This is a genomic window from Cellulophaga sp. Hel_I_12 (genome assembly GCF_000799565.1).
Classification (GTDB): Bacteria; Bacteroidota; Bacteroidia; order Flavobacteriales; family Flavobacteriaceae; genus Cellulophaga.
Map to the genome: position 1 here is coordinate 3256070 of NZ_JUHB01000001.1, position 25735 is coordinate 3281804.

A 25735-nucleotide genomic window follows, 5' to 3' on the forward strand; every position below is an offset into this window, starting at 1 on the left:
CAAACAAACCAACTATGTTTAATAGAGATCGCTGGAGAGAAATCATTGAGGTATTAACGAGTAATTTGTTTAGGACTATTTTAACCGCTTTTGGTGTTTTTTGGGGGATCTTAATTTTGATTATTCTTTTAGCAGCAGGCAAAGGCTTAGAAAACGGGATTAAAACCGATTTTGGAGATATAGCTACCAACACTATGTTTATGTGGTCTCAAGCTACTTCAAAGGAGTATCAAGGACTTCCTAAAGGACGACGTTTTTCTTTTAAAATAGAGGATGTTACCGCCTTAAAAGAGAACATTTCAGAGCTACGTTTTATTTCACCACGAAACCAATTGGGTGGGTTCAGAGGAGAAAACAACGTTGTCAAAGGAATAAAAGTTGGTGCATTTAATGTATATGGTGACTATCCTGAGATTATTAAGCAAGATCCAATGAAAATAACATTGGGTCGCTTCATCAACCAGACTGATATTGATGAAAAGCGTAAAATAGCTATCATTGGCGAAGGAGTAAGGACGGCATTATATGAAAAAGAAGAAGAGATTTTAGGATCATACATAAAAATTCAAGGGGTAAATTTTATGGTGGTGGGCACTTACAAAAAAAATAGTAATAATGGTGATGGCGAAGAAGGGCAAAAAGAAATTTTTGTACCCTTTACAGCTTTTTCACAAGCTTTCAATAGAGGTAATGATGTAGGTTGGATGGCCATCACGGCGAATGATGGCTCTTCTATTACAAGTCTCAAAGAAGGCATCATTAATTTGATGAAAAAAAATAGGAAAATTCATCCTGAAGATGATCGTGCTATTGGTAATTTTGATTTGTACGAGCAGTTTAATAGGGTAGAAAGCTTGTTTACGGCTATGCGTTTAATCGCCTATTTTGTAGGTATTTTAGTTTTAATTTCGGGTGTTATTGGGGTAAGTAATATTATGCTCATAGTCGTAAAAGAGCGTACCAAAGAAATCGGTATTCGCAGAGCCCTTGGGGAAGATCCATGGTCGATTAAGCTACAAATTTTAATGGAATCTATTTTTTTGACAATTATTTCAGGTATGGGAGGAATTATATTTGGAGCCTTGTTTATTTATGGAGTAAATGCACTTTTAGATGCCGTTGGTCCTGTAGATATGTTTTTAAATCCAAGTGTAAGTTTGGGTGTGGTGCTCATTGCACTGATGATCTTAATAGTTTCTGGCTTATTTGCTGGTTTTATCCCTGCTCAAAGTGCTATTAAAGTAAAACCAATAGATGCTTTGAGGGCAGAATAACAAATAGAAATCAATCAAATGATCCGTGGTTAACGGAGATAAATCAATTTACAATGAAAAAAAGAATCACCATCATCATTTTACTTTTAATCGTGGCTTCATTTGGAGGAGCCATGTATTATTTATATCAAAAAAATGCAGAAGATCCAATTACCTATGAAACTGAGGGAGCTTCTATCCAAACCATCGTAAAAAAAACAATGGCTACCGGTAGTATTTTACCATTAGAAGAAGTGCTTATAAAACCAAATATTTCTGGAGTTATCGAAGAAATTTATGTGGAGGGTGGCGATTATGTAAAATCTGGAGATTTATTAGCCAAAATCAAAATAGTGCCCAATCTTAACGCTTTAAATGATGCTAGTAATGGTATTCAAGATGCAAAAATTAATTTAAATGATCAGAATCGGAATTATGAACGTCAAAAAACTTTATTTGATAAAGGGGTAATTTCTCAAGTAGATTTAGAACGTGCGCAAGTAACACGTGATCAGGCCAAACAAAGTTATAGTGCAGCAAACAAGAGGTATGATATTGTAAAAACTGGAACCACTAGTGGATATGGAAATTCAGCAAATACCTTGATAAGAGCAACGGTTAATGGGATGGTGTTAGAAGTGCCTGTGGAAGTCGGGAATCAAGTAATCGAAAGTAATAATTTTAATGAAGGGACCACTATTGCGGCGATTGCAGATATTGATAAAATGATTTTTGAGGGTAAAATTGATGAGTCTGAAGTAGGTAAAGTAAAAGAAAATTTACCTTTAGAAATTACTGTAGGAGCCATAGAAAATAAGGTGTTTCCTGCGGTCTTAGATTATATAGCCCCAAAAGGAAAAGCTGAAAATGGAGCCATACAATTTGAAATAAAAGGGACACTAAAAAAGCAAGATGCTGTTTTTATAAGAGCTGGTTTAAGTGCGAACGCCTCTATTATATTGGCGAGGGCAGATAGTGTCCTATCAATAAAAGAAGCTTTGGTACAATACGATGATAAAACTAAAAAACCTTTTGTTGAAAAAGCGATCGGAGAACAAAAATTTGAACGCACAGCTATTGAATTAGGTATTAGCGATGGGATTAATGTGGAGGTGAAGTCAGGAATTAATTTAAAAGACAAAATTAAAGTTTGGAATATCCTTATAAAAGAAGAAGAAAGTAATTAGATTTGAATATAAAATAAATGTTTCATTTTCATAGCGTTATATCCTTCTAAGGGTTATTTGCAAGCTTAATTTTTATTTTAACAGATATTATTTACATTATGGTGTAACAATTACAACATTTGTAAGTCTAACAGTCAATAAATAAACAAAACCTAATATGATTGAAATTAAAAACCTTCATAAATCGTATAAAATGGGAAGCAATTCCCTTCATGTATTAAAAGGAATCAACTTTTCTGTAGAAGAAGGCGAGTTGGTGGCAATCATGGGTTCATCAGGTTCGGGTAAATCAACCTTATTGAACATTTTAGGGATGTTAGATGAGTTAGACGAAGGTTCCTATACTTTAGACGGTGTTCCTATTAAGAATTTAAACGAAACCAAAGCGGCACAGTATCGCAATAAGTTTTTAGGCTTTATTTTTCAATCTTTTAATTTAATAAACTACAAAAGTGCATTAGAAAATGTAGCATTGCCGCTGTATTATCAAAAGGTTGGGCGTAAAGAACGTCAAGAAAAAGCCTTGAAGTATCTAGAACAAGTAGGTCTAAAAGAATGGGCTACTCACTTGCCTAGCGAACTATCAGGAGGTCAAAAGCAACGTGTAGCTATCGCTCGAGCTATGGCTGCAGAACCCAAGGTATTGTTAGCAGATGAGCCAACGGGGGCTTTGGATAGCACAACTTCATATGAGGTAATGGACTTAATTCAAAAAATTAACGATGCGGGTAATACCATTTTAGTGGTCACCCATGAACCCGATATTGCCGATATGTGCAAACGCATTGTTCATTTAAAGGATGGAGTCATTGTGGAGGATAAAAAAGTTAAGCAAGTAAGGGCATCACAATATGTTTAGTAGAGATAATTGGCAAGAAATTTTTGAGACGATTCAAAAAAACAAACTACGTACCTTTTTGTCTGGCTTCACTGTGGCCATAGGAATATTTATTTTTGTGGTACTTTTTGGCTTTGGCAATGGCTTGACCAATACCTTTAATAAGTTTTTTGGCGACGATGCTACGAATGTTATTTTTGTTTTTCCTGGTCGAACGACCGTTCCTTATATGGGCTATAAAGCCAATAGGATTATAGAGTTTGATAATAGTGATTTAAAAGATATTGAGAAAAATTTCGGAATGTTCATTGAATACACAACGCCCCGAATTAATAGAAGCAGTTTAGTAAAATACAATAACGAATCCAATAATTATCCAAATCGTGGGGTAGGGCCTGCACATCAATATAACGAGAAAACAATTATGATGTTTGGTCGCTATCTCAATCAAAATGATATTGAAGAGAAAGCCAAGGTCGCTGTTATCGGTAGGTTAGTTTCTCAAGATTTGTTCAAAGATAAAAATCCAATGGGAGAGTTTATCGATATCGGCGGAAGTTCTTTTAAGGTAGTTGGTGTTTTTCAAGATGACGGCGGAGACAATGAAGAGCGTGTTATTTATATTCCCTTTACAACACGACAATTAATTGAAAAGAATACGGATAAGCTCAACCAAATCATTATTGGGTTTAAACCAGAAATTGGCTATGCAGGCTCTATGGCTTTTCAAAATAGTTTAAAGAAATTCTTCCAATCTAAAAAATACATCAATCCCAAAGATGAGAATGGGATTAATTTAAGAAATGTAGCCGATCAATTACAGCAAAATCAGCAATTGGCAGTTGTTTTACAATTAATAGTTTCTTTTGTTGCTTTTGGTACTATCATCGCGGGAATAATAGGTATCAGCAATATCATGGTTTTTGTGGTAAAAGAACGTACCAAAGAATTGGGTATACGAAAGGCATTAGGGGCAACGCCAAAATCGGTTATTGGTACCATTTTATTAGAATCTATTTTCATCACAACTATTTCTGGTTTTGTAGGGATGATTATTGGGATCGCTGTCCTGAGTTCTTTAGGAGGAGCTTTAGATGACTATTTTATTACAAATCCATATATAGATATAGGGGTGGCTATTTTTGCAACTTTTATTCTCATTATTTGTGGAGGAATCGCTGGTTATATTCCAGCGAAAAGGGCTTCAAAAATCAAACCTATTGTAGCATTAAGAGACGAATAATATGAAATTTATATTTGATAGCAACACCTGGCAGGAGATTTTTGGTTCTATTGGAAAGAATAAGACTAGAACGGCAATTACCATTATTGGAGTGCTTTGGGGGATTTTTATTTATATTGCCTTGGCCGGAGCGGCCAAAGGTTTAGATAATGGTTTTGAACGAGCTTTTGAAAGTACAGCAATGAATAGCATGTTCGTTTGGGCGCAGAGCGCAAGTATGCCCTTTGAAGGTTTTAAAACAGATCGTCAATTACAATTAAAATTAGGCGATGTAACAACCTTGCAAAATAGGTTGCCTGAAATACAATATATAGCGCCAAGAAACGCCAATGGAGTTTTTGACGGTAGTCCGGCAAGTGTTATTAGAGGAACTAAATCAAGTACTTCGCCTGTTTATGGGGATTATCCTATTTATACGAAAATAGCAACCAAGAAAATATATGATGGTGGGCGTTTTATTAATGATGAAGATATCGCCCAATCCAGAAAAATTGCGGTAATCGGAGAAAGAACACAAAAAGAGCTTTATGAAGAAGGTGAAGAACCAATTGGATCTTTTTTAAAGGTGGATAATATTTATTTTCAGGTTGTTGGCGTTCATAAATTTGTTCCAGGAGGCGGTTTTGAAGGGGATACGGATATTTTTATACCTTATACAACGTTTAAAAAACTGTACAATACTGGAGATAACGTAGATTGGTTAACCATCGCAGCCTATAATGACGCCGATGTTATTCAAGTGGAAAAGGATGTAAAAGCAGTTCTAAAAAGTATCCATAGTGTTAATCCAAAAGACGAAAGGGCTTTTGGTGCTTTTAATTTAGGAGAAATTTTTAATAGAATAAGTGGTTTTGCTAAAGGATTAACGTTTTTATCGCTCATTGTAGGTGTTGCTACTATTTTAGCAGGTGTCATCAGTATCGGAAACATACTGTTGATTTCTGTCAAAGAACGCACAAAAGAATTAGGAGTTCGAAGAGCCTTAGGTGCAACTCCAGCTGAGGTCAGAAATCAAATTATATTAGAATCAGTTTTTCTAACCATTGTTGCCGGTATTTTAGGTATTATTTTAGGTGCTGGTGTACTTAGACTTATAGACTTTTTTACGCAAGACACTGATTTTCCATATACAAATCCAACATTGCCCATCCCTTATGTTTTAGGTGCTTTGGCAATCATGATAATTTTAGGTACGTTAATAGGTTTAATTCCAGCACAAAGAGCTGTAAGTATAAAACCTATAGATGCGCTTAGAGAAGAGTAACAAACGAAACCAATAAAAAGTAAATATTTTTAAAATGAAAAAAGTAGTAAAATACGTAGTAATTGTTCTTTTAGTAATAGCAGCACTTTGGGCGGCCATGTTTTTTATAAGAACCAATAGTAAATCGGCAATTACTTATGAAACTAAGCAGCCTTTTATTTCCAATATTGAAAAGAAAACTGTCGCTACTGGAAAAGTAGTTCCTGTAGATGAAATTTTGATAAAGCCGCAAATCTCTGGTATTATTGAAGAAGTTTATTTAGAAGAAGGTGTAAAAGTAAAAGCGGGAGACCTTATTGCTAAAATTAAAGTGGTTCCTAACGAACAATCCTTAAATCAGGCAAGTGGTAGAGTTCAAAATGCACAATTGAACTTAAACAATGCAAAAATTGAATATGATCGTAATAAGGCCATATTTGATAAAGGTGTTATTTCTAGCCAAGACTTCAATACTTTCCAGTTAAGATATAACCAAGCGCAACAGGAATTAAGTAACGCAAGAGCGGATTACCAAATTATTAATAAAGGTTCTGCTGCGGGTTCTTCTATGGCAAATACCATTATTAGAGCCACAGTATCTGGCACCATTTTAGAGATTCCCGTAAAAGAAGGAGATCAAGTAATTCAAAGTAACAACTTTAATGATGGTACTACTATCGCAACCATTGCGGATTTATCGAAAATGATTTTTGAAGGTAAAGTAGACGAAGGCGAGGTAGGTAAATTAAAAGTAGGCGCACCCTTAGAGATTAGCTTAGGTGCCATAAACGATAAAAAATTCAGTGCTAAATTACGTTTTATTGCTCCTAAGGGGGTAGAAGAATCGGGAGCGGTACAATTTAAGATTGAAGGTGACGTAAATGTAGACGATGATGTTTTAATTCGAGCTGGGTACAGTGCCAATGCCTCTTTGGTTTTAGAAACAAAGGAGAATATATTGGTTATTCCTGAGGCTTTATTGCAATTTGATAAATCTACTGATAAGCCTTACGTTGAAGTATCTGTTGGTGATCAGGTATTTGAAAGAAGAGAAGTAGAGATAGGTATTTCTGACGGAATTAATGTGGAAATTATTTCAGGATTAACAGAAGCCGATAAGGTAAAAGTTTGGAATAAAACAGAACCCATCAAAAAAAATACTGAAGAAGAGTCATCAAAAGCATAAGATTTCATCAATCCTAAGAAAACAATCAAAAAACAAATCACATGAAATTTAAAATAGTACTCATAGCTTTTCTTTTTTCTGTTGCCTTTATAAGTGCGCAGACAAAAAAATGGACACTTCAAGAATGTGTAGCATACGCGGTAGATAACAATTTAACCATAGAACAATTTGAGCTCGATTTAGAAACTGTAAAGATTGAAAAATCAGATGCTATTGGTGACTTTTTGCCTGGCTTAAATGCATCTAGTTCAGTGGCGGGGCAAACCGGACTTTCTTTTGATCCGACAACAAACCAAGCGGTAACGACCACTATTTTTACAGCCACAGGAGGTTTAAGTTCTAACGTTACATTATTTGATGGCTTACGTAATGTACATCGCTTAAATAGAGCTAAAATGAATGCGATATCAAGTCAATATCGTTTAGATGATTTAAAAGATGATATCCGTTTAAATGTAGCGGTTGCTTATTTGAATGTTTTATCGAACAAAGAATCTTTGCGTGTTTTCCAAGCACAATATTCATTTACAAAACAAGATTTAATTCGTACTGAAGAATTGGTAGATGCTGGTGTGGTTCCTCGAGGCGATTTGCTAGAATTAGAAGCAACGGCAGCAAATCAAGAACAGCAAATTGTAAATTCTGAAAATGCTATTTTGATTGCTAGAATTAATTTAGCCCAATTATTACAAATTACCGATTACGAAAATTTTGACATTGTCGATGAATCTTTTGATATACCGCCTTCAGAGGTTTTAACAAATTCTCCAAAAACGATATATGAAAAAGCATTAACCTTTAGAAACGATATTAAGTTTTCTGAATTAAATGTTGAACTAGCTAAAAAAGACTTGCAAATTAGCAAAGGAGCTTTATTACCTACCATTGGTGCTTTTTTCAATTATAACACTAGATACTCAAGTCAGGAACGTTTTGATGTTACCACACAAGAATTTTTTAGAGAAAGTTTTAAAGACCAATTGTGGATTAATGATGGTATTTCTTATGGAGCTCAACTAAGTATTCCTATTTTCAACGGTTTTGGTGTAAAAAACAATATAAAGCGCTCTAAGATAAATATCGATAGAGCAAATATTCAATTAGAACAAGAGAAATTAGCCTTAGAAACTACGGTAAACCAAGCCTATGTTGACGTTAAAAATCTTTCAAAAGCTTATGAAGCAGCGGGAAAAACGGTTGCAGCGCGCAGATTAGCATACGAATATTCAAAAGAACGATTTGATGTTGGCTTAATGAACTCTTTCGATTTTAGCCAAGCACAAGCTAGAGTAGATGATGCAGAAGCACAATTAATCCGTACTAAATACGATTATATTTTTAGATTAAAAGTATTAGAATTCTATTTTGGAATGCCTATTTCTTTAGATTAGTACCAAACTCTTTTTAGGTATAGCATAGTGAAACCCATAAGCAATTATTGGTTTTTTTGTTTTGCCTGATGCATGTATCTTTGCCTTATGGCAATAATTTTAAACCTAGAAACAGCAACGACTAATTGTTCTGTAAGCATAGCGGAAAACGGCAAACTCATCGCATTAAAAGAGTACAACAGCGCTGACTATTCTCATGCAGAGCAATTGCACCTTTTTATTGAATCTGCACTTAGAGATGCGAATTTAAGCCTAGCAAATATAGAGGCGATTGCTGTGAGTAAAGGCCCAGGGTCTTATACGGGTTTACGAATTGGCGTTTCGGCGGCAAAAGGGCTTTGCTATGCCTTAGATATTCCATTAATTGCAATCTCGACCTTAAAAAGCATGGCCTACCAAGCAAAAGGGGAACCCATAGATTTTATCATACCTGTTTTAGATGCGAGAAGAATGGAAGTTTATTCTTGTGTTTTTGATACCCACCTAAATGAACTTAGACCCACCAAGGCTGAGCTTATTGACGCATATTCTTTTGAGGCGTATAGTAGCCAAGGTACGGTTTTGTTGCTAGGAAGCGGTGCTGAAAAGTGTAAGGAGCCTTTAAAAAGCAAACCCAACATCAAGTATAGAACAGCGCTTATTCCTTCTGCAAAAGATATGGTAAGCCTCTCATTTAAAAAGTTCAAAGAAAACAACTTTGAAAATGTTGCTTACTTTGAACCTTATTATTTAAAAGATTTTATGCTGCAGAAAAAGCTATAGAACAATATTTTTTTTAAAGGGCAAAAAGTTTAAAAACTAATAGCATATAAAACCATTTTTTCTATTATCTCGCTTCTCGCTTCTCGCAACGAAACGATAACTATAGTTATATTTAAAACTTAACACCTAAAATTCAAAACTTTTTAAGCTTGTTTGTTGTATTGCACGACTTGTGGGAATGGAATTTCAATACCTTCTTTATCAAAGGCCAATTTGGTTTCCTCTAATACGTGAAAGTGTGCATCCCAAAAATCTTCATTTTTGGCCCAGAAGCGCAAGGTTAAATTTACGGAACTATCTGCTAAAGCATCTACGTAAACTACAGGTTCAGGATCTTTTAGGATGCTCTCTTTCGAGGCACAAATGTCTAATAATATATCTTTTGCTTTTTTAAGATTAGATCCATATCCAATACCAATGATAATTTTATCCCTGCGAGTATCTTTAGCATTGTAATTAATAATGTTATTATTCGAAAGTTGACCGTTAGGCACTATTGCTAGTTGATTCCCAAAGGTGGTCAATTTTGTGGTGAAAATTGATATTTCTTGTACGGTACCATCTACGCCTTGAGCTGAAATAAAATCCCCCACTTTAAAAGGCTTGAAAAGTAAAATGAGTACACCGCCTGCAAAGTTAGCTAATGAACCTTGTAGGGCTAAACCAATAGCCAAACCAGCTGCACCAATAATGGCGACAAGAGATGAAGATTGTACCCCAAGTTGAGTGATGACTAAAACAAAAAGTATTATTTTAAGCACAATACTGATTAAACTTTGTAAAAAAGTTTCTAGAGAAGGATCATACTCGTGCTTTTTAAAAAAGCTTTTCACCATCCTGTTGATAAACCTAATCGACCACAGACCCACAATAAATAGGATGATGGCTAAAATTAAATGTGGCAAGGAGTCCCACAGCCACTTGATGGCATTATCTATATGTATTTGATAATTTGCTAAGTCTTTCATATTTAGTTCTATTTTTAATACTATACTTCTTGAAGTACAAAGAACGTAAAATGAATAGCATATTACAACCTCATTCATGGATAGCGGTAAAACTATTGTCTTTAGAATTATTTTAAGGTACGTATGAGCTTTTCGACATTAATGGGCATAAAAAAAAGCGCAATTTGCGCTTTTTTTCTAGAATAAATCTTCCAACAGTTTTCTTTTGGGTTTTCTATGTTAATTCACCTCAAAGGTAATTTTTACATTAACCCGATAATCTACAATTTTTCCGTCTTGAACTGTTGCACTTTGTTCGTTAATATACACAGATCGTATATTTTTAACACTTTTTGAGGCCTGAGATACCGCGTTTTTTGCTGCATCTTCCCATCCCTTTTCAGAATTTGCCAAAACTTCAATTACTTTTAAAATGGCCATAATAGTTGTTTTATATGTTTCTCTGAAGATAAGAAATTTAGCATGAAATCGAAAAAATTCTTAGCCTTAAATTAGCCATTCAGAGCAACCACGTGCTGCACTTGATCTCCCATCATATTTTTTAACATATTTTCAATGCCATTTTTTAAAGTAAATGTTGACGAGGGGCATCCACTACAAGCACCTTGCAAAATTACATTGACTGTTTTACTGGGTTCATCATAAGATTTAAAAAGAATATTACCACCATCACTAGCTACAGCAGGCTTTACATATTCTTCTAATATATCGATAATTTTTTTTGAGGTATCGTCTAAATTAGCATCTTGCAATTGCGTTTTAGGAGCTTCGGCCTTTTTTTGTACAACACTTTCAGCTGTTACTACTTCATGTCCATCGGCAATGAAATTGCGAATCAATTCTCTAATATCAAAAGTTACTTCATTCCAGTCTGCAACATCATATTTAGTAACTGAAACATAATTCTCATCAAAAAAAACTTCTTTTACAAAGGGTAAGTGAAATAATTTTTTAGCTAGTGAAGAATCTTTCGCTTCATCGATATTCTTAAATTCAAAAGCGGTGGGTACAATAGCTTTATTCGCAACAAATTTCATTACCGCTGGGTTCGGTGTGCTTTCGGCATACACTGTGGCAGGTACTTTTTTAGGATCTTTATTTTCATAAACAATAGGTTCACCACTATTCAGGTATTCTACCAACTGTTGGGCAACCTCGTCTTTTACATCATCCCATGCTACAATACTAAAACGCTCCAAGGCTATAAAGTTCGATGCGATATATACGGTTTTTACAAAGGGTAGATAAAATAATTGTTGTGCTAAAGGAGAATTTTTAGCCTCGTCGATATCCTTGTATTCGTAATTAGTGCTATTCGTTATAAAATGATTGGTATCAAATTTAAGGATGGCCGGGTTATTAGTTTCGACTATCGTAATAGAAAATTCTTTCATCTCTTTCAATTTTTTACAAAAGTACGAAATGAATTAGCGTGTTTTTTTTAATCAGCACGAAATTATTTTTTTCATTTAAAAGAAGTGGATAGCCTAGATCACCAATTTTTGGTAAAAACAGTTTTTAAGAAGCCTATAACAGCTAAACCTTGACATATGTTTTTCAAGCATAAGCATATCTCTGCATAATATTGTTATATTTAACTCGTTATATTTTATATTTGAAGCTTTACAACATTTGCACTCCAAAAACATGACCCTAAAAAAACGCTATTCGTTTTTAATGACCTTCGCTTTTAGCCTTTTTACCTGGGCACAGGAAGGAATTCCAGTATATTTTGATTACCTGTCTGATAATTATTACCTGGTTCATCCTTCTATGGCAGGGATCGGTGAAGGTGGAAAAGTACGACTTACCGCCAGAAAACAGTGGTTTGATATTGATGATGCCCCTAACTTACAAACTTTAAATGCCCATTATAGGGTAGGTGATAGAAGTGGCATCGGGGCTATTTTATTTAATGATGCCAATGGGTATCATTCTCAATCAGGTTTAAAACTTACCTACGCCCATCATTTAAGATTGGGTGGGGAGATACGGAGTTTAAATCAACTATCTTTTGGTTTAAGTACTACGATTTTACAAAGTAGCTTGGATGAAAGCGAGTTCAGGTCGGTCACTCCGGACCCGGCATTAGTGGGTTCTAAAATAAGTGATGCTTATTTTAATATAGATTTAGGAATGTCTTATAATTTTCTGGAATTTTATGCACATGCCACTGTACTAAATGCCCTGAGTAGTAAAAGAAACATTTATTACAAGGATAGAACCGATAACCCTAATATTGGAATATTTGATAATTTAAGAAGGTATTTATTTTCCGTGGGCTATGTGTTTGGAAGGGATGATTGGCAATTTGAGCCATCTACCTTGTTCCAGATGACAGATTTTACCCAAGAAAAAACAATAGATATAAATGCAAAAGTCTATCGAAATATGGATTTTGGAACCGTATGGGGTGGTGTATCTTATCGAAGAAGTTTTGATGGCGCTCAGTATGCTACAGGGACAACTTTTGGTCAACAAAGGTTACAATTAATAACACCGATTGTTGGTCTAAATTATAAAAACTTTATGGTTTCTTATAATTACTCGTATCAAATGGGTGATATTCGATTTGATAATGGTGGTTTTCATCAAATTACCTTAGGGTTCGACTTTTTACAATCAGAAAAACGCTACGATTGTAAATGTCCGGCCGTGAATTATTAATAGGCATTCAGCGAATTTTTTAATCCACTAGGTCGGAATAAATAAAAATAGCAATACCAGATAAAAATAAAAAATCCTGTGGCTTTAGCACAGGATTTTTTTGCTTTCTAAGCATTATTCATCCCACTTGTAATTCTTTTTTTCTGCTTGCCTTTTAATGGCAAGCAACATCGCGTTTTCAAGTTCCCCTGTCGCTTTTTCTTGATTTTTTAATAGGTAGCTTTCGCGTTGTTTATTCAGATTTTGAATTTCAGTTTGGATGCTTGTTCTTGAGGCTTTTTTATCCGCAATGTAGGCTTCAATTTCTTTATTCGATTTTTGTTTTAATGCTGTAGGAAGTAGGTTTTTATCAATTTTTGAAACATCAAACGCTGAGTCATCAGCGGCGTCTACTAAATCCCAAGACGAATTATTGTAAAGTCTAGAGCTTTTGCTCACTGCTCTTTTAACAGCAACTGCCTCTTCAACTTCCATGGCATTCGCATCTTGTAAGGATTGTTTTTTTAGCTTAGCACTCCCTAAGGAACCGTAAGAAATATAGGTACTGTTCAATTTTGTATTTAACTGAACAATATCGGCATCATAGGGCGTGTTGATGTACGCTATTCTTTTGTTATGGTCGATGGCCATATAGTCGCCTCCGGTTAAAATTGCAGCGTCTTTCCACTGGCTAGAAATCCCTTGTTGGTAATTGCCACAGAATAGGGTGTTTACGACCACATTTTTTTCTTTGGCGTTAGCTACCGCATCTTTATAATTTAGCTTTCCTTGTGTAAAAGGCTCGTTTCCGGCAATGAAAATTAATTTAAGATGATCAGCATTTTTGCCCCAATCTAATTGGCTAAGTGATGTTTGTATAACCTTACCGCAGTATTCTTCACCACCATTAGTGCTTAAGGAGAATAACTTTTCTGATATTTCGTCTAAATCACTTGTAAAACCCAAAACTTGTTGAATATACCCTTCGTGTGAAGAAAGATCATCATTGCCATATTGATACAAAGCAATTTCTAAATTAGGACGAATATAATCGGTATATGGTGCATTTCCACAAGGTGCTTTTACGTAAGCAAATTTATTTACAATATCCCACAATTGAGATTTTGCTTGAGCTATAAGTCCGTCCATGCTGTTGCTAGTATCTAATAAAAGAGCAACTTTTACGGTATTTGTAGTATGCTTATGGGAAATAACCTGGCATTGAGCCATTAAAGTTTCTGGTATCTTATCCTTAAGGTTTAATTCGGAACCATACGTTGTACTCATCGTTAAGGCCATAATTCCAAAGCTTACTATTTTTATACTATTTTTCATAGGTCTATATTTTAAAGAATTAAATGTTATGGGATAAATCTATGCCTAAAGTTTTTTGGAAAAAATAGCCAATGAGGGAACCTGCCTTTTCAATGCGTCTAGGTGCATGATGAGTTTGTTAAAGGGCTAAAACCATGTAATATGTAGGTTAAACTCTTGTTTTTCCATTTTTTAGTATCATTTAAAACAACTAAGTTTATCCTCATATTGCATAGTGATGTATAAAGTAGTAATTGTACTAAGTATTTTCTTTTTAGGCTGTTTTACGAGTTTTTCGCAAAACAGTCCGGCAAACTATAGCTTTGAAATTAAGGGGTCTGTTACAGGAAAAGAAAATAGAGCACCAATTTCTGGGGTTCGAGTAACCACGAGTAGTGGCGGCTATACCGTAACGAATGGTTTAGGCGAGTTTAAAATTAAAGCATTTATAGGGGATCAACTGCGTTTTGAGAGTACCGAGTTTCAAACCGTTTATCACCGAATACAAGGCGATGATGATGTCGATGTATTGGTGCAAGATTACGTACAAGAGGTTAAAAGTAATACTGACATAGAGGCTCAAAGTACTATTCGATCTATATCTTTTACAGATTCTGCTAGCTATTATAAAAAAATAAATATTGATAAAAGTATCGACTTTGTCACTAAGGCAATTAGTGAAATTGGGCCAAGAGGAGACAAAAAAGCACTAGCCAAAGCCTATACCACCTTGGGAGAAATATATCAATATTACAAACAATACGATTTGGCTATTGACGCCCTTACAGCTGCATTAGCGGCTGAAAAATCAACAAAAACTGAACTCTTGTTGGCCACTAATTATTTGTTACAACAAGAGTTTTTAAACGCAGAAAATAGCTATACCAAGGTTTTAAAGAAAAAAGGAATTTCAAATGTTGAAAAAATTCAAGCATACGAAGGTCTAGGGGATGCTTTTCAGGGTTTAAAAAGAAATAAAAGTGCTATTGAGAATTACACTAAAGGCTTGGATCTCGCTAAAACGAGTGGCATTTCATCTAAAATTACAGATTTAAATTCAAAAATAGGCGATGCACTTGTGGCTGATGATAATATAGAAAAAGCTCAAGTCTACTATGGGAACTCCTTGCAACTTTCTAAGCAACAAACACCTCAAAGAGCAGTCCAAGAAAAGGAAAAGGTAGCTGATTTTTACAACCAACAAAATCAGTTTGACAAAGAGGTGGTGCTGCGAAAAAAAAGTTTAGAAGATTTAAAAGCGCTACAGCAACCAACGGCGAGAGTAGTGAAAAATGGTCCTGTTGGGATCAATTCAGATTCTATTTCTTCACAACGCATCAAATACAAAATTGGGAACGCCTATTTGCTGCAACAAAAGTATGATGAAGCGATTCCATTTTTAGAAGAAAGTATTAAAGAAGCAAATGATGATGATGATTTAATTGTTCAAAAAGATGCCACGCGTAAATTATCAGAAGTCTTTGAGTACAAGGGCGATTTTTCAAAGGCATACGAAACCTACCAAAAATATGTAGCGCTAGTTGATACGCTATATATTAGAAAGGAACAAGAAATTTCGAGAGCTGCTCGTTTCAATCGAGAAATTACAACAAAACAAAACCGAATTTCAGGCTTAGAAAAGGAGCGAGAACTGTACCAAAGTAAGTTCGATTTAGCCTTGACGAGTGAGCAACTCGTAGAACGTCAAAAGTGGTTTATCTATTCTTTAGTCTTCGGTATAGTACTTTTGGGTTTAACGACTTACTTTTTTTATCGAAGTAACAGGCAACAAAAGCTAGCCAATAACTTATTGGCTTTAAAATCGCTCCGTTCACAAATGAATCCACATTTTATTTTTAATGCTCTAAATTCTGTAAATAATTACATTGCTAAAAGTGATGAACGAAGTGCAAACAGGTATTTAAGTGAATTTTCTACGCTCATGCGCGCCGTTTTAGAAAATTCAGAAGAAGATTTTATTCCCTTAAGTAAAGAAATAGAATTGATAGAACTCTACACGAAACTAGAACATTCTCGATTTGCAGATAAGTTTGAGTATACCATAAGCGTAGAAGAACATATAGATGTTGAGGCTTATGACATTCCGCCCATGCTACTTCAACCTTATATTGAAAATGCCATTTGGCATGGTTTGAGGTATAAAGACGAAAAAGGCTTTTTGAAAATAGACTTAAAAGCAAAAGCAAAAGATGTCATTGAAATTAGCATCATTGATAATGGTGTCGGCAGAAAAAAATCTGCAGCCCTAAAAACTACCCATCAAAAAATGCAAAAGTCAAAGGGGATGGGTAATATCAAAAAAAGAATCGATATTTTAAACGACATGTATAAAGACACTGTAGATGTTTTTATAACCGACTTATATGAGGACGGGACAGGAACAAAGGTGATTTTTATTTTAAAAAAAAGATAGGTAAATGTTAAACGCAATCCTTGTAGAAGACGAAGCAAATAGCAGAGAAATTCTACGTAATTATATCTTAAAATACTGCCCAGAAGTTACTTTAGTCGGGGAGGCTTCCACCATAAAAGAGGGTTTAGCTTTGATAAAAGAAAACGATTTAGATTTGGTTTTTTTAGATGTTGAAATGCCCTTCGGCAATGCTTTTGATTTATTAGATCAAGTTGCAGACCGTACGTTTGAAACGGTTTTTGTGACGGCCTATAATCATTATGCGCTTGATGCACTGAACAACCACGCAGCCTATTATTTGATGAAACCTATCAGTATCGATGAATTAATAAAGGCGGTAGCTTATGTGAAAGAAATTAGGCAGAAAGAAAATGCGCTGGATGATAAAATTTTAAAGACGAACCTAAAAAGTGTAGAAGGAAAAATAACCTTGCCTCAGCAAGATGGTTTTCAAGTATTAAACGTTGCCGATATCATCTATTGCAAGGCCGATGACAATTACACAGAAATTTATCTAGAAAACAAAAAAATTGTGGTGAGTAAAACACTCAAATATTTTGAAGAAGCTTTATCAGAATTTCCGTTTGCTAGAATCCACAAATCGTATTTAGTGAACGTAAACGAAGTGATTAAATATGTAAAAGGTAAGGGAGGAAGTGTTATCGTATCAAATGGAAAAGAACTATTAGTATCATCCTCAAAGAAAAAAGATTTATTGGCTTATTTTGAGTAAGAAAAAGGGTATGAAAAGTTTCAGGTTTCATGTTTAAAGTTGAGCAGGAAAACAAGTTCAAGATTCAAATTCAAAAATTGTCTAAAGTCTAATGAATTTTCTTTATCAGCCTTGTTTATTTTCAATTATTAGTAATCAAAACAACAGCCAATTTAAACCTGAAAGAAATTTAAACTGAATTTTTTGAACCTTAAACTTTAAACCCTTTAAACTTGAAACAAACTTTTTTATTATGATTATAAAAACTATCAACGGAAAAACGCCTGAAATTGGGGAAGATTGCTTTATAGCTGAAAATGCTGTTATCGTGGGCGAAGTGAGTATGGGAAAACAATGTAGTATTTGGTATAATGCTGTGCTTCGCGGTGATGTTCATTTTATAAAAATGGGTGATAAAGTGAATGTGCAAGATGGCGCAGTTATCCATGCTACGTATAAAAAATCACCAACGACTATTGGGAATAACGTATCTATTGGTCATAACGCTATAGTTCACGGCTGTACCATAAAAAACAATGTTTTAATTGGGATGGGAAGTATTATTATGGATGACTGTGTGATAGAGAGCAATAGCATTATTGCTGCAGGGGCCGTAGTTACCAAGGGAACCCATGTAGCATCAGGAAGTATTTATGCAGGAATGCCAGCCAAGAAAATAAAAGATATAAGCCCAGAGCTTAGTAAAGGTGAAATAGATAGAATAGCAGAAAGCTATGTAATGTATTCGGGATGGTTTAAATAATAGATCTATTTGTGCGTAGACATAAAAAAGTTCGGTAGCTTTCTAGCTGTTTCTAAAAATTGAGGTACCTAGGGTAGGGCAGCTTTTCTTCTGCACAATAGTGTTAGAATGAAATTATGCTGTACACATCAGTTTTTTTAATTTGTAATCGACTTCTAATTCCTATTTTCTAATTTATTACTTTTGCTCTTATTAAAAATAGACAAACATGAACGCATATATATTTCCGGGTCAAGGGGCACAATTTGTAGGGATGGGTTTAGAACTTTACGAGAAATACCCCATAGCACAACAGCTTTTTGAACAAGCAAATAGTATTCTAGGCTTTAGTATCACTGATGTGATGTTTGAAGGTACGGCTGAGACTTTAAAGGAAACAAAGGTAACCCAACCAGCAATTTTCCTACATTCTGTAATCATGAGTAAGGTAATGGGGGAGTCGTTTAAACCCAATATGGTTGCTGGACATTCTTTAGGTGAATTCTCTGCGCTAGTTGCTAATGGAACCTTAAATTTTGAAGATGCTCTGACATTAGTCTCTAAAAGAGCTTTAGCCATGCAAAAAGCATGTGAATTAAAGCCAAGTACCATGGCAGCGGTATTAGCTTTAGCTGATGATGTTGTGGAAAATATATGTGCACAAGTACCTGGCATTGTCGTAGCTGCAAATTATAACTGCCCAGGTCAATTGGTAATTTCTGGAGAAGTAGATGCCGTAAATATAGCCTGCGAGCGGTTAAAAGAAGCTGGTGCTCGCCGTGCTTTAGTGTTACCTGTAGGCGGTGCTTTTCACTCACCATTAATGGAGCCAGCACGAGAAGAATTAGCGGCGGCCATAGAGAGCACTAAATTTAATACGCCTGTATGCCCTATTTATCAGAATGTGAGTACTACTGCGGTGAATACCGCTGATGCCATTAAAAAAAATCTAATTTCACAATTGACCGCGCCAGTAAAATGGACACAAAGTGTACAAAATATGATTAAAGATGGTGCCACCCTTTTTACCGAAGTAGGACCCGGTAAAGTATTACAGGGACTGGTAAAAAAAATTGACCCGAATGCAAACGCTGTCTCAGCAGAATTGGGCTAGGTATTTGATTGTCAATTTATTTACATCGATTAAGGCAGCATTTTATCTTCTAAGTTAATATCTTGATTATATTTTGACTAATATTGATATGTCTGTCACATATCGATAAATATTTTTCATTTCTTTTTAAATACTAAAATATGGAAATCAAAAAACTAAATAAACTATTTTTTAGTTACGCAGCGGCTCTTAAATTTAAAAAGAGTGTGTTGCTATTGGGTTTTTTTATGCTTCCCTTTTTAGGGTTTAACCAAGCGACGGTCGTGGTTTCTGCGATTGATAACGTGGCTACTGAGGGCACTTCAGCTGGTGATACCGGAATATTTCAAATAGATTTAGGTACTTTAAATACTACAGGAGCCAGTGTTACGGTAGAATTTGTTTTAGGCGGCACTGCAACAACAGGTGTCGATTATGAAAATTTTGGGAATAATGTGGTGATAGCCAATGGAGCAAGGACAGCACAAATAGTAGTAACGACAATAGACGATCTAGATTTTGAAGGTAATGAAAGCATAGCTCTTCGATTAACCGGTACCAGTAATGCTGCTTTCACAGTGGCAGGTAATGCCAGTAGCAATGCAAGTATTATACTGGTCGATGATGATGGGTGTTCCTCTGGAAACCTCGCACCAACGCTTAATAACCCTATAGAAACACGCTATTGTTCTGATTTTGAGGTAGATTTATCAGGTTTTATTTCAAGTGCAACACCACCAGGCACTACCTTAAGGTGGAGTACAAATCCAAGTCCAAATCCAAATAATGAAGCTTCCTTTTTACAAAGTTCCATCATTACTACGGGAGGTGATTACTACGGTTTTTATTACGGTACCTTTAACGGTGCGCCTTGTATTAGTCCTGTCGTGGCGATACCGACGATTACTTTCGACGTAAAGCCGCTTTTGGGAACCCCAAACAATAACAATCAGGCCTGTAATAGACTTCTTTCTGGTAATTTTTCATTGGATTTAGATGATACATTAGATGGTGAAACTGCGGGTGGTTTTTGGAATTTAATTGATGCGCCCAACGGCGAATCGACTAGTATAGACGGGAATAATAGAGTGAGCTATTTAAATCAGCCTGCAGGCGAGTATGTATATACCTATACACCAAATTATGCGAGTGCACCGAGTTGTACTCCTGAAAGTATAGAAGTAGTTGTTTTTGTGACAGATTGTGCCCTAAATTGTGATGCGGGAAATAGACCGCCAGAACTAAATACAGGAATACCAACAACCGTTTGTGTTGATGAAAATAACAATACTGTCGATTTAAGTGACTATACCAATACTCCCGCACCAGCTGGCACGAACCTTATTTGGAGTAGAAATAGTGATTTTAATAGAGCAGATGCCTATTTAAACAGCACAATAATCGGACAAACAGGAACCTATTATGCCTTTTTTCTTGATGAAGTAAATAATTGTGCAAGCCCTTACTTGGCGGTATCCATAATTTTTATTACCAAACCGGAAATTCTAGAATTTACCGAAAATGCACTTTGTAATGAAGGGATTATGACCTTAAGTGCAACAGCAACTTCTGGAAGTGTTATAAATTGGTATGACAGCCTCACGAGTACAACAGCATTAGAACAAAATTCAGCAAATTTCACAACACCAAATTTAACAACATCCACGACGTATTATGTTGAAGCTGTTTTAAATGGGTGTTCTTCCGATAGGCAAGCTGTAATTGCGACTATTAACAACGACCCTATTGTTCAGGCTACCGGTACTGCAATAGAAGCTTGCAATATTGTAGGTGCTGATGTATCTAATCTCATTGATCTCTTTTCTGGGCTTACACAAGAGGTTTCTGGTAGTTGGGTACTTAGCTCAGGTCCTTCAACATCCGTAGTCATTTCAACCGATGGTTTTGTAGATTTTGAAGGTTTGCCCTTGGGCACTTACACCTTTACATTTACTACAAATACTGCTGTAGCTCCTTGTTCTGAAACTTCAGCTTTGGTAACTGTACGTGTCATAGCATGTATCATAGATAGTGATGGTGACGGTTTAAGTGATGAGGATGAAATTGCAATAGGTACAAATCCAAATAATCAAGATTCAGATAATGATGGTATTTTAGACGCTGTTGAGGTAGGGGATGATATTGCTAACCCCTTAGATGGTGATGGCGATGGTATCATTGATGCCTTAGATTCTAATACTTTAGATACAGATATGGATGGTGTTGTAGATCAATTAGATCCTGCAAACACCAACCCATGTATTCCAGATAATACCGTAGGAATGTGTGATACCGATGGTGATGGTATTAGTGACGGTATTGAGATTGCGAACGGCTCTGACCCTTTAGATCCCTGTGATCCTAATTTAACGCCTAATTGTGCCCCAGACCCCATAGATTTACAAATCATAAAAACGGTAGATAATTTAAGACCTGTTGTTGATGATGAAATACTATTTACAATCACCTTGACGAATTTAAGTGCAAACAGAGTAATCAGTATTATGATCAATGAATTATTAACTACTGCTAGGGGCTTTGAATACGTTTCTCACACAGTAACCAATGGACAATATAACAGCGGTTTGGGTACTTGGAACATTGAAGAAATGCAAGCTAACGAAGAATACATACTTAGCATTACGGCCAAAGTTTTAGAGTTTGGAGATTATACGAATACAGCTGAAATTACCTCATCTTTTCCGATCGATGCCGTAGAAGAAAATAACGTATCATCCATTACCCTGGATGTCATTAGTAGAAATATTCAAGATTGTGGATTCATGTATAATCAATTTTCTCCTAATGGCGACGGTATTAATGATTTTTTAGTAGTGAACTGTATTGAAAACTACCCAAATAATACTTTAGAAATATTTGATCGCTATGGCAATCAAGTGTATAAAGCCGCCAATTATGATAATTTATGGGATGGAACAGGCAAAAATGGAGCGGTACCTAAAGGCACTTATTATTATGTTTTAAATTTAGGGTTGCGCTCAGATCTTCCAGATTCAGAAGCAGCACCCATACAAAGAGGATGGATTCAAATTATACGATAATAGCTTAAGCATTTGTAAATGAACTTTTTAAATAAAACATTTTTCTGGGTATTGCTACTCTTTATAGGAACATTAAGCTTTAGCTATGGGCAACGTGAACCTCAATATACACAGTACATGTATAATATTGGGAGTTTTAATCCAGCTTATGTAGGTTCTGTTGAAAATACTGAAATTACAGCAGCCTATAGGTCGCAGTGGGAAGGAGTACCAGGAGCGCCTAAAACCATTCGTATAGGAATTAATTTACCTTTTTCAAACGAAAAAAACGGATTAGGTTTTAATGTGGTCAATGATGAATTAGGCCCCTCAACACAGACCTATTTTGATGTTTCATATTCTTTTCAAGTGAATATTTCTGATGCAACAAAACTTTCATTCGGTGTGGATGCGGGTGGTGCTTTGTTAAATGTAGATTATTCTAAAGGCGATTTTGAAATCATTAATGAGCCACTCTTAAGTGCTAATTCGTTCAATAATTTTTATCCTACTATTGGAGCAGGGATGTTTGTTTATGGGGAAAATTGGTATACCGGTATTTCCGTTCCTAATTTTTTAACTGATATTATTTACAATGATGAGGTTTCTGTATTTATTGAAGATAAGCCCCAATTTAATTTAATAGGAGGTTATGTGTTTGACCTATCCGATGGCTTAAAATTTAAACCGGCATTTCTATTAAATTATTTAGAAGGACTTCCGCTCAACGCAAATATATCAACAAACTTTTTAATAAGTGACGTTGTAACTTTAGGGGCTTCGTATAGGTTCGATAATGCGGTTAGTGGTTTGGCTGGTATTCAGCTTTCGAATAGCACCTTTGTGGGCTATTCTTATGATTATAGCGTTAATGGTTTTTCGACCTTTAATGATGGTTCTCACGAAATAGTTCTTAAATTTTACCTAGGAAAAGATAGCGGAAACAAGCGTAAAGATGCTAAAAACGCGAAAGGGAAACCAAAACAAATTGATACGCCGAGATTCTTTTAATACTTTAGAAAATGAAATTTAAAAATATCTTATTGTTTTTTTTAATGACTAGTACAGTAACTTTTGGACAAAAGATATCAAAAGGGGATTACTACTTTTACGAATATGCGTATAAAGATGCCATTAGAGAATATAACAAGGAACAAAGTAAAAAAAAATTAAGCCATCAGCAGTACTTAAATTTAGCGGATGCCTATCTAAAAATCGGCAATTTTGAAAAGGCTTCAACACTTTATATCAGTAGCTATGAACGGGATAGCACCTTGGCAAATACCTATTTAAATAAATTATTATTGTCTGTAGCTAAAAGTGGTACTCCTGAAAAGCTGAAGAACTATGTCACAGAATTCAAATCATTTTTTAGCAAAGAATTATTAGAAAATGCAGCCTTTAATTTTGAAATATTAGCAAATAGTAAAAATGAAAGTTTAGACTTTTATATCTTCAATTGTAATCTAAATAGTGCTCAAGCAGATTTTTCACCGGCATTTTACAAAGATGAAGTGTTGTTTACAAGCGGTAGAAACAGTAGAAGCAAGTCTAAAAAGAAAATTTACGAACCTACAGGGGAAGCTTATTTAGATATTTATTCGGGTAAAATTCAGCCCGATGGTGATCTTACCGTTCCTAAGACCTTTGCTAAAATTCCATATTCGAACTACCATAAAGCAACACCATTTTATGTAGATGAGTTAGATCTACTCATTTATATGCTATCAAATGCTGACGGCGGTGAGTTGTTATTTGACAAAAACATGAAAAATACCTTAGCGATAGGTTCTGTTACTAAGAATGGAAATTTTCAATATTTATTAAGAGACTTAAGCACATCCTTTTATTATCCATTTTATGAGGCAAGTACTGAGAAACTATACTTTGCTGCCGATTTTGAGGGGGGTTACGGTGGTACGGATATATATTATGTATTTACCAATAAAGGGCAGATTATGTCTGCTCCCGTAAATTTAGGGCCTAGAATCAATTCTCCAGGCAATGAGGTAGCCCCTTATATTTTTGAAGGTAATTTATATTTTTCTTCAGATATTTTTTTCGGTCTTGGCGATATGGATATTTATACAGCTAAAATGCAGGAAGATGATATCTACAGCATTCCCGTAAACTTAGGACCAGGAATAAACAGCCCTGGTCACGACTTTGGTTTTATTATTAAAAGAAATACAGCAGGTTTTTTAGGTTATTTTTCGTCGAATAGAGAGGGAGGAAAAGGTCAAGATGATATTTACGGTTTTAAAGTAAATGAAAAGCCAGGACTTAAAACTTTGGTTGTAAAAGGACTCGTTGAAAACCCAAGCACAACTCGGGGCATAAAAAATACCATAGTTCAACTTTTAGACGAAGAAGGTAATTTTTTAAAGGAAACTGCTACCAATGATGATGGCGAATTTCAATTTGAAATACCGTTTAGAAGCGCTTACGCCATAAAGGCCATGAAAACTGGATACGGAAGTTTTTCATCATCGTTCTCATTAATTTCAGAAGAAGAACAACAGTTTTTGAATATCAGTTTGCCTTTTATAGAAGATATCGTTGAAGAAAAAGAAAACCAGACCGTTTTAAAACTTAAGAAGTTTAAATTCAATGGTAGGTCAAGTACTATTACAGAGGCAATAGCCCTAGAATTAGATAAAGTGGTGAAAATAGCACAAAGTTTTCCAACGATTAAACTAAGTATAGAATCACACACGAACAGTCGGGGGAGCGGTGCCAGTAACATTGCCCTATCAGAGGCTAGATCCAAGGCTATTAAAAGCTATTTAATTTCAAAAGGTCTTCCTGAGAATACCATAAATACTGTCGTTGGTTATGGAGAAACTAAATTAACAAATCAATGTAAGGACGGTGTTTTTTGTCTTGAGTTTTTACATGAACAAAACGTACGGTCTTATATAAGGGTCTTAAATTACGAGGAGATAAAAAAATAAAGGAGCAATCCTAGCAAACAAATGTAGCAATGCCTATTTTATTTCTATTTTTTCTCCATAAAATTTGGGTTGTTTATTGGTGAGTAAATCTATAAAGACCTTCACTCTAGCAAAATACTCTCTTACATTAACCTTTAAACCACTAGGGCTAGAAACATCTTTCGCATTAAAGCCAATGGCATTAAGCCCTTTTTTTTGAGCGATATAAATGGCTCTATCGTTGTGAAATTTTTGTGAAATTATAGTCGCATTATCTAAGCCAAAAATATGCTTAGCTCTAACCATGGAGTCTAAGGTTCTAAAACCAGCATAATCTAGAAAAATCTTTTCCGCAGGAATTCCCGCTGCGATTAAATCTTTTTTAATGGTGTTGGGTTCGTTATAATAAATGCTTCCATTATCACCACTTACCAGAATAAATTCAATTTTTTTCGCATTAAATAAAGCAACAGCAGCGGCTATTCTATTTGAATAATAGGTGTTAGGCAAGCCATTTGTTAGTTTCTTTGCTGTCCCTAAAATAATACCAACGGTGTTTTTAGGTATCTTTTGGGTAGAGGTGTAGGTTTTGCTTTTCGTTGCGCTATCAATAACATAATTAGATAAGAATAACATCATTCCGAATAAAAATAGTATACTTAGAAAAGTTAAGAGAATTTTTTTTATCATGGAACAATTCTTGTAGGATAAAGATAATTAAAAGCATTGAAGTTTAACAAGCTATACCA

The 25735-nt window shown here is 35.0% G+C and carries 21 protein-coding genes; 16 read left to right on the forward strand and 5 right to left on the reverse strand.

The genetic code is table 11. The annotated features are described in order from the left end of the window. Window positions 1-14: 14 nt before the first annotated feature. The 8 genes from GQ45_RS14120 to tsaB all read left to right on the forward strand — a co-directional run bounded on the left by GQ45_RS14120 (window position 15) and on the right by tsaB (window position 9103). The gene (locus tag GQ45_RS14120) at window positions 15-1274 is read left to right on the forward strand and encodes an ABC transporter permease (protein ID WP_047418980.1); all 1260 of its coding nucleotides are present in this window, start codon (window positions 15-17) and stop codon (window positions 1272-1274) included. Window positions 1275-1327: 53 nt separating this feature from the next. Then, entirely contained in the window at window positions 1328-2440 is a 1113-nt protein-coding gene (locus tag GQ45_RS14125; protein WP_047418982.1) for an efflux RND transporter periplasmic adaptor subunit, read from the forward strand. Between the two features lie 157 nt (window positions 2441-2597). After that, entirely contained in the window at window positions 2598-3299 is a 702-nt protein-coding gene (locus GQ45_RS14130) for an ABC transporter ATP-binding protein (RefSeq protein ID WP_047418983.1), read from the forward strand. Beyond that, window positions 3292-4521, forward strand: a complete 1230-nt coding sequence (locus GQ45_RS14135) for an ABC transporter permease (protein WP_047418984.1) — start codon at window positions 3292-3294, stop codon at window positions 4519-4521. The genes GQ45_RS14130 and GQ45_RS14135 overlap by 8 nt, the downstream gene beginning before the upstream one ends. Before the next feature lies 1 nt (window position 4522). After that, the gene (locus tag GQ45_RS14140) at window positions 4523-5785 is read left to right on the forward strand and encodes an ABC transporter permease (protein WP_047418987.1); all 1263 of its coding nucleotides are present in this window, start codon (window positions 4523-4525) and stop codon (window positions 5783-5785) included. A gap of 34 nt (window positions 5786-5819) precedes the next feature. Then, window positions 5820-6950: an efflux RND transporter periplasmic adaptor subunit gene (locus GQ45_RS14145; protein WP_047418988.1), complete on the forward strand. Its 1131-nt coding sequence runs from the start codon at window positions 5820-5822 to the stop codon at window positions 6948-6950. Window positions 6951-6991: 41 nt separating this feature from the next. Next, on the forward strand, window positions 6992-8341 hold the full coding sequence (locus tag GQ45_RS14150; RefSeq protein ID WP_047418990.1) for a TolC family protein: 1350 nt from the start codon (window positions 6992-6994) through the stop codon (window positions 8339-8341). Window positions 8342-8428: 87 nt separating this feature from the next. After that, window positions 8429-9103: a tRNA (adenosine(37)-N6)-threonylcarbamoyltransferase complex dimerization subunit type 1 TsaB gene (gene tsaB, locus GQ45_RS14155; RefSeq protein WP_047418992.1), complete on the forward strand. Its 675-nt coding sequence runs from the start codon at window positions 8429-8431 to the stop codon at window positions 9101-9103. Between the two features lie 143 nt (window positions 9104-9246). Here the strand turns inward: tsaB and GQ45_RS14160 are convergent, their stop codons facing one another. The 3 genes from GQ45_RS14160 to GQ45_RS14170 form a co-directional block, all read right to left on the reverse strand. After that, window positions 9247-10071 (reverse strand): mechanosensitive ion channel family protein, encoded by an 825-nt coding sequence (locus GQ45_RS14160; protein WP_047418993.1) that lies wholly within the window; start codon window positions 10069-10071, stop codon window positions 9247-9249. Window positions 10072-10290: 219 nt separating this feature from the next. Further along, the gene (locus GQ45_RS14165; protein ID WP_047418995.1) at window positions 10291-10491 is read right to left on the reverse strand and encodes a dodecin family protein; all 201 of its coding nucleotides are present in this window, start codon (window positions 10489-10491) and stop codon (window positions 10291-10293) included. Window positions 10492-10562: 71 nt separating this feature from the next. Continuing rightward, window positions 10563-11465: a NifU family protein gene (locus GQ45_RS14170; RefSeq protein ID WP_047418997.1), complete on the reverse strand. Its 903-nt coding sequence runs from the start codon at window positions 11463-11465 to the stop codon at window positions 10563-10565. Window positions 11466-11718: 253 nt separating this feature from the next. On the opposite strand from GQ45_RS14170, the gene GQ45_RS14175 reads away from it, so the two are divergent. Further along, a complete protein-coding gene (locus tag GQ45_RS14175; protein WP_047418999.1) occupies window positions 11719-12738 on the forward strand; it encodes a type IX secretion system membrane protein PorP/SprF in 1020 nt (339 codons plus the stop codon). A 114-nt stretch (window positions 12739-12852) separates the two neighbouring features. On the opposite strand, the gene GQ45_RS14180 is transcribed toward GQ45_RS14175, so the two are convergent. Next, the gene (locus GQ45_RS14180; protein WP_047419000.1) at window positions 12853-14052 is read right to left on the reverse strand and encodes a VWA domain-containing protein; all 1200 of its coding nucleotides are present in this window, start codon (window positions 14050-14052) and stop codon (window positions 12853-12855) included. Window positions 14053-14269: 217 nt separating this feature from the next. Between GQ45_RS14180 and GQ45_RS14185 the strand changes: the two genes are divergently transcribed. The 7 genes from GQ45_RS14185 (at window position 14270) to GQ45_RS14215 (ending at window position 25007) form a co-directional block, all read left to right on the forward strand. After that, window positions 14270-16465, forward strand: coding sequence for a histidine kinase (locus GQ45_RS14185; RefSeq protein WP_047419002.1), 2196 nt, complete (start codon window positions 14270-14272; stop codon window positions 16463-16465). A 4-nt stretch (window positions 16466-16469) separates the two neighbouring features. Next, on the forward strand, window positions 16470-17198 hold the full coding sequence (locus GQ45_RS14190; RefSeq protein WP_047419003.1) for a LytTR family DNA-binding domain-containing protein: 729 nt from the start codon (window positions 16470-16472) through the stop codon (window positions 17196-17198). 232 nt (window positions 17199-17430) lie between these two features. Further along, on the forward strand, window positions 17431-17940 hold the full coding sequence (locus GQ45_RS14195; RefSeq protein ID WP_047419006.1) for a gamma carbonic anhydrase family protein: 510 nt from the start codon (window positions 17431-17433) through the stop codon (window positions 17938-17940). Between the two features lie 208 nt (window positions 17941-18148). Then, window positions 18149-19033: an ACP S-malonyltransferase gene (gene fabD, locus GQ45_RS14200; RefSeq protein ID WP_047419008.1), complete on the forward strand. Its 885-nt coding sequence runs from the start codon at window positions 18149-18151 to the stop codon at window positions 19031-19033. 140 nt (window positions 19034-19173) lie between these two features. Next, a complete protein-coding gene (locus tag GQ45_RS17665; protein WP_052188236.1) occupies window positions 19174-22074 on the forward strand; it encodes a gliding motility-associated C-terminal domain-containing protein in 2901 nt (966 codons plus the stop codon). A gap of 18 nt (window positions 22075-22092) precedes the next feature. After that, a complete protein-coding gene (locus GQ45_RS14210; RefSeq protein ID WP_047419009.1) occupies window positions 22093-23064 on the forward strand; it encodes a type IX secretion system membrane protein PorP/SprF in 972 nt (323 codons plus the stop codon). 11 nt (window positions 23065-23075) lie between these two features. Beyond that, window positions 23076-25007, forward strand: coding sequence for an OmpA family protein (locus GQ45_RS14215; protein WP_047419011.1), 1932 nt, complete (start codon window positions 23076-23078; stop codon window positions 25005-25007). Between the two features lie 33 nt (window positions 25008-25040). Here the strand turns inward: GQ45_RS14215 and GQ45_RS14220 are convergent, their stop codons facing one another. Then, window positions 25041-25676: a vancomycin high temperature exclusion protein gene (locus GQ45_RS14220; RefSeq protein WP_047419013.1), complete on the reverse strand. Its 636-nt coding sequence runs from the start codon at window positions 25674-25676 to the stop codon at window positions 25041-25043. Between the last annotated feature and the right edge of the window lie 59 nt (window positions 25677-25735).

What these genes read in the sequence shown, in the direction of transcription:
- GQ45_RS14160 (WP_047418993.1), bottom strand. Translation starts at nt 10,071, where the DNA reads ATGAAAGACTTAGCAAATTATCAAATACATATAGATAATGCCATCAAG.
- GQ45_RS14180 (WP_047419000.1), bottom strand. Translation starts at nt 14,052, where the DNA reads ATGAAAAATAGTATAAAAATAGTAAGCTTTGGAATTATGGCCTTAACG.
- GQ45_RS14135 (WP_047418984.1), top strand. Translation starts at nt 3,292, where the DNA reads ATGTTTAGTAGAGATAATTGGCAAGAAATTTTTGAGACGATTCAAAAA.
- GQ45_RS14220 (WP_047419013.1), bottom strand. Translation starts at nt 25,676, where the DNA reads ATGATAAAAAAAATTCTCTTAACTTTTCTAAGTATACTATTTTTATTC.
- GQ45_RS14190 (WP_047419003.1), top strand. Translation starts at nt 16,470, where the DNA reads ATGTTAAACGCAATCCTTGTAGAAGACGAAGCAAATAGCAGAGAAATT.
- GQ45_RS14150 (WP_047418990.1), top strand. Translation starts at nt 6,992, where the DNA reads ATGAAATTTAAAATAGTACTCATAGCTTTTCTTTTTTCTGTTGCCTTT.
- GQ45_RS14145 (WP_047418988.1), top strand. Translation starts at nt 5,820, where the DNA reads ATGAAAAAAGTAGTAAAATACGTAGTAATTGTTCTTTTAGTAATAGCA.
- GQ45_RS14215 (WP_047419011.1), top strand. Translation starts at nt 23,076, where the DNA reads ATGAAATTTAAAAATATCTTATTGTTTTTTTTAATGACTAGTACAGTA.
- GQ45_RS14170 (WP_047418997.1), bottom strand. Translation starts at nt 11,465, where the DNA reads ATGAAAGAATTTTCTATTACGATAGTCGAAACTAATAACCCGGCCATC.
- GQ45_RS14175 (WP_047418999.1), top strand. Translation starts at nt 11,719, where the DNA reads ATGACCCTAAAAAAACGCTATTCGTTTTTAATGACCTTCGCTTTTAGC.
- GQ45_RS14120 (WP_047418980.1), top strand. Translation starts at nt 15, where the DNA reads ATGTTTAATAGAGATCGCTGGAGAGAAATCATTGAGGTATTAACGAGT.
- fabD (WP_047419008.1), top strand. Translation starts at nt 18,149, where the DNA reads ATGAACGCATATATATTTCCGGGTCAAGGGGCACAATTTGTAGGGATG.
- GQ45_RS14195 (WP_047419006.1), top strand. Translation starts at nt 17,431, where the DNA reads ATGATTATAAAAACTATCAACGGAAAAACGCCTGAAATTGGGGAAGAT.
- tsaB (WP_047418992.1), top strand. Translation starts at nt 8,429, where the DNA reads ATGGCAATAATTTTAAACCTAGAAACAGCAACGACTAATTGTTCTGTA.
- GQ45_RS14210 (WP_047419009.1), top strand. Translation starts at nt 22,093, where the DNA reads ATGAACTTTTTAAATAAAACATTTTTCTGGGTATTGCTACTCTTTATA.
- GQ45_RS14125 (WP_047418982.1), top strand. Translation starts at nt 1,328, where the DNA reads ATGAAAAAAAGAATCACCATCATCATTTTACTTTTAATCGTGGCTTCA.
- GQ45_RS14185 (WP_047419002.1), top strand. Translation starts at nt 14,270, where the DNA reads ATGTATAAAGTAGTAATTGTACTAAGTATTTTCTTTTTAGGCTGTTTT.
- GQ45_RS14130 (WP_047418983.1), top strand. Translation starts at nt 2,598, where the DNA reads ATGATTGAAATTAAAAACCTTCATAAATCGTATAAAATGGGAAGCAAT.
- GQ45_RS14140 (WP_047418987.1), top strand. Translation starts at nt 4,523, where the DNA reads ATGAAATTTATATTTGATAGCAACACCTGGCAGGAGATTTTTGGTTCT.
- GQ45_RS17665 (WP_052188236.1), top strand. Translation starts at nt 19,174, where the DNA reads ATGGAAATCAAAAAACTAAATAAACTATTTTTTAGTTACGCAGCGGCT.
- GQ45_RS14165 (WP_047418995.1), bottom strand. Translation starts at nt 10,491, where the DNA reads ATGGCCATTTTAAAAGTAATTGAAGTTTTGGCAAATTCTGAAAAGGGA.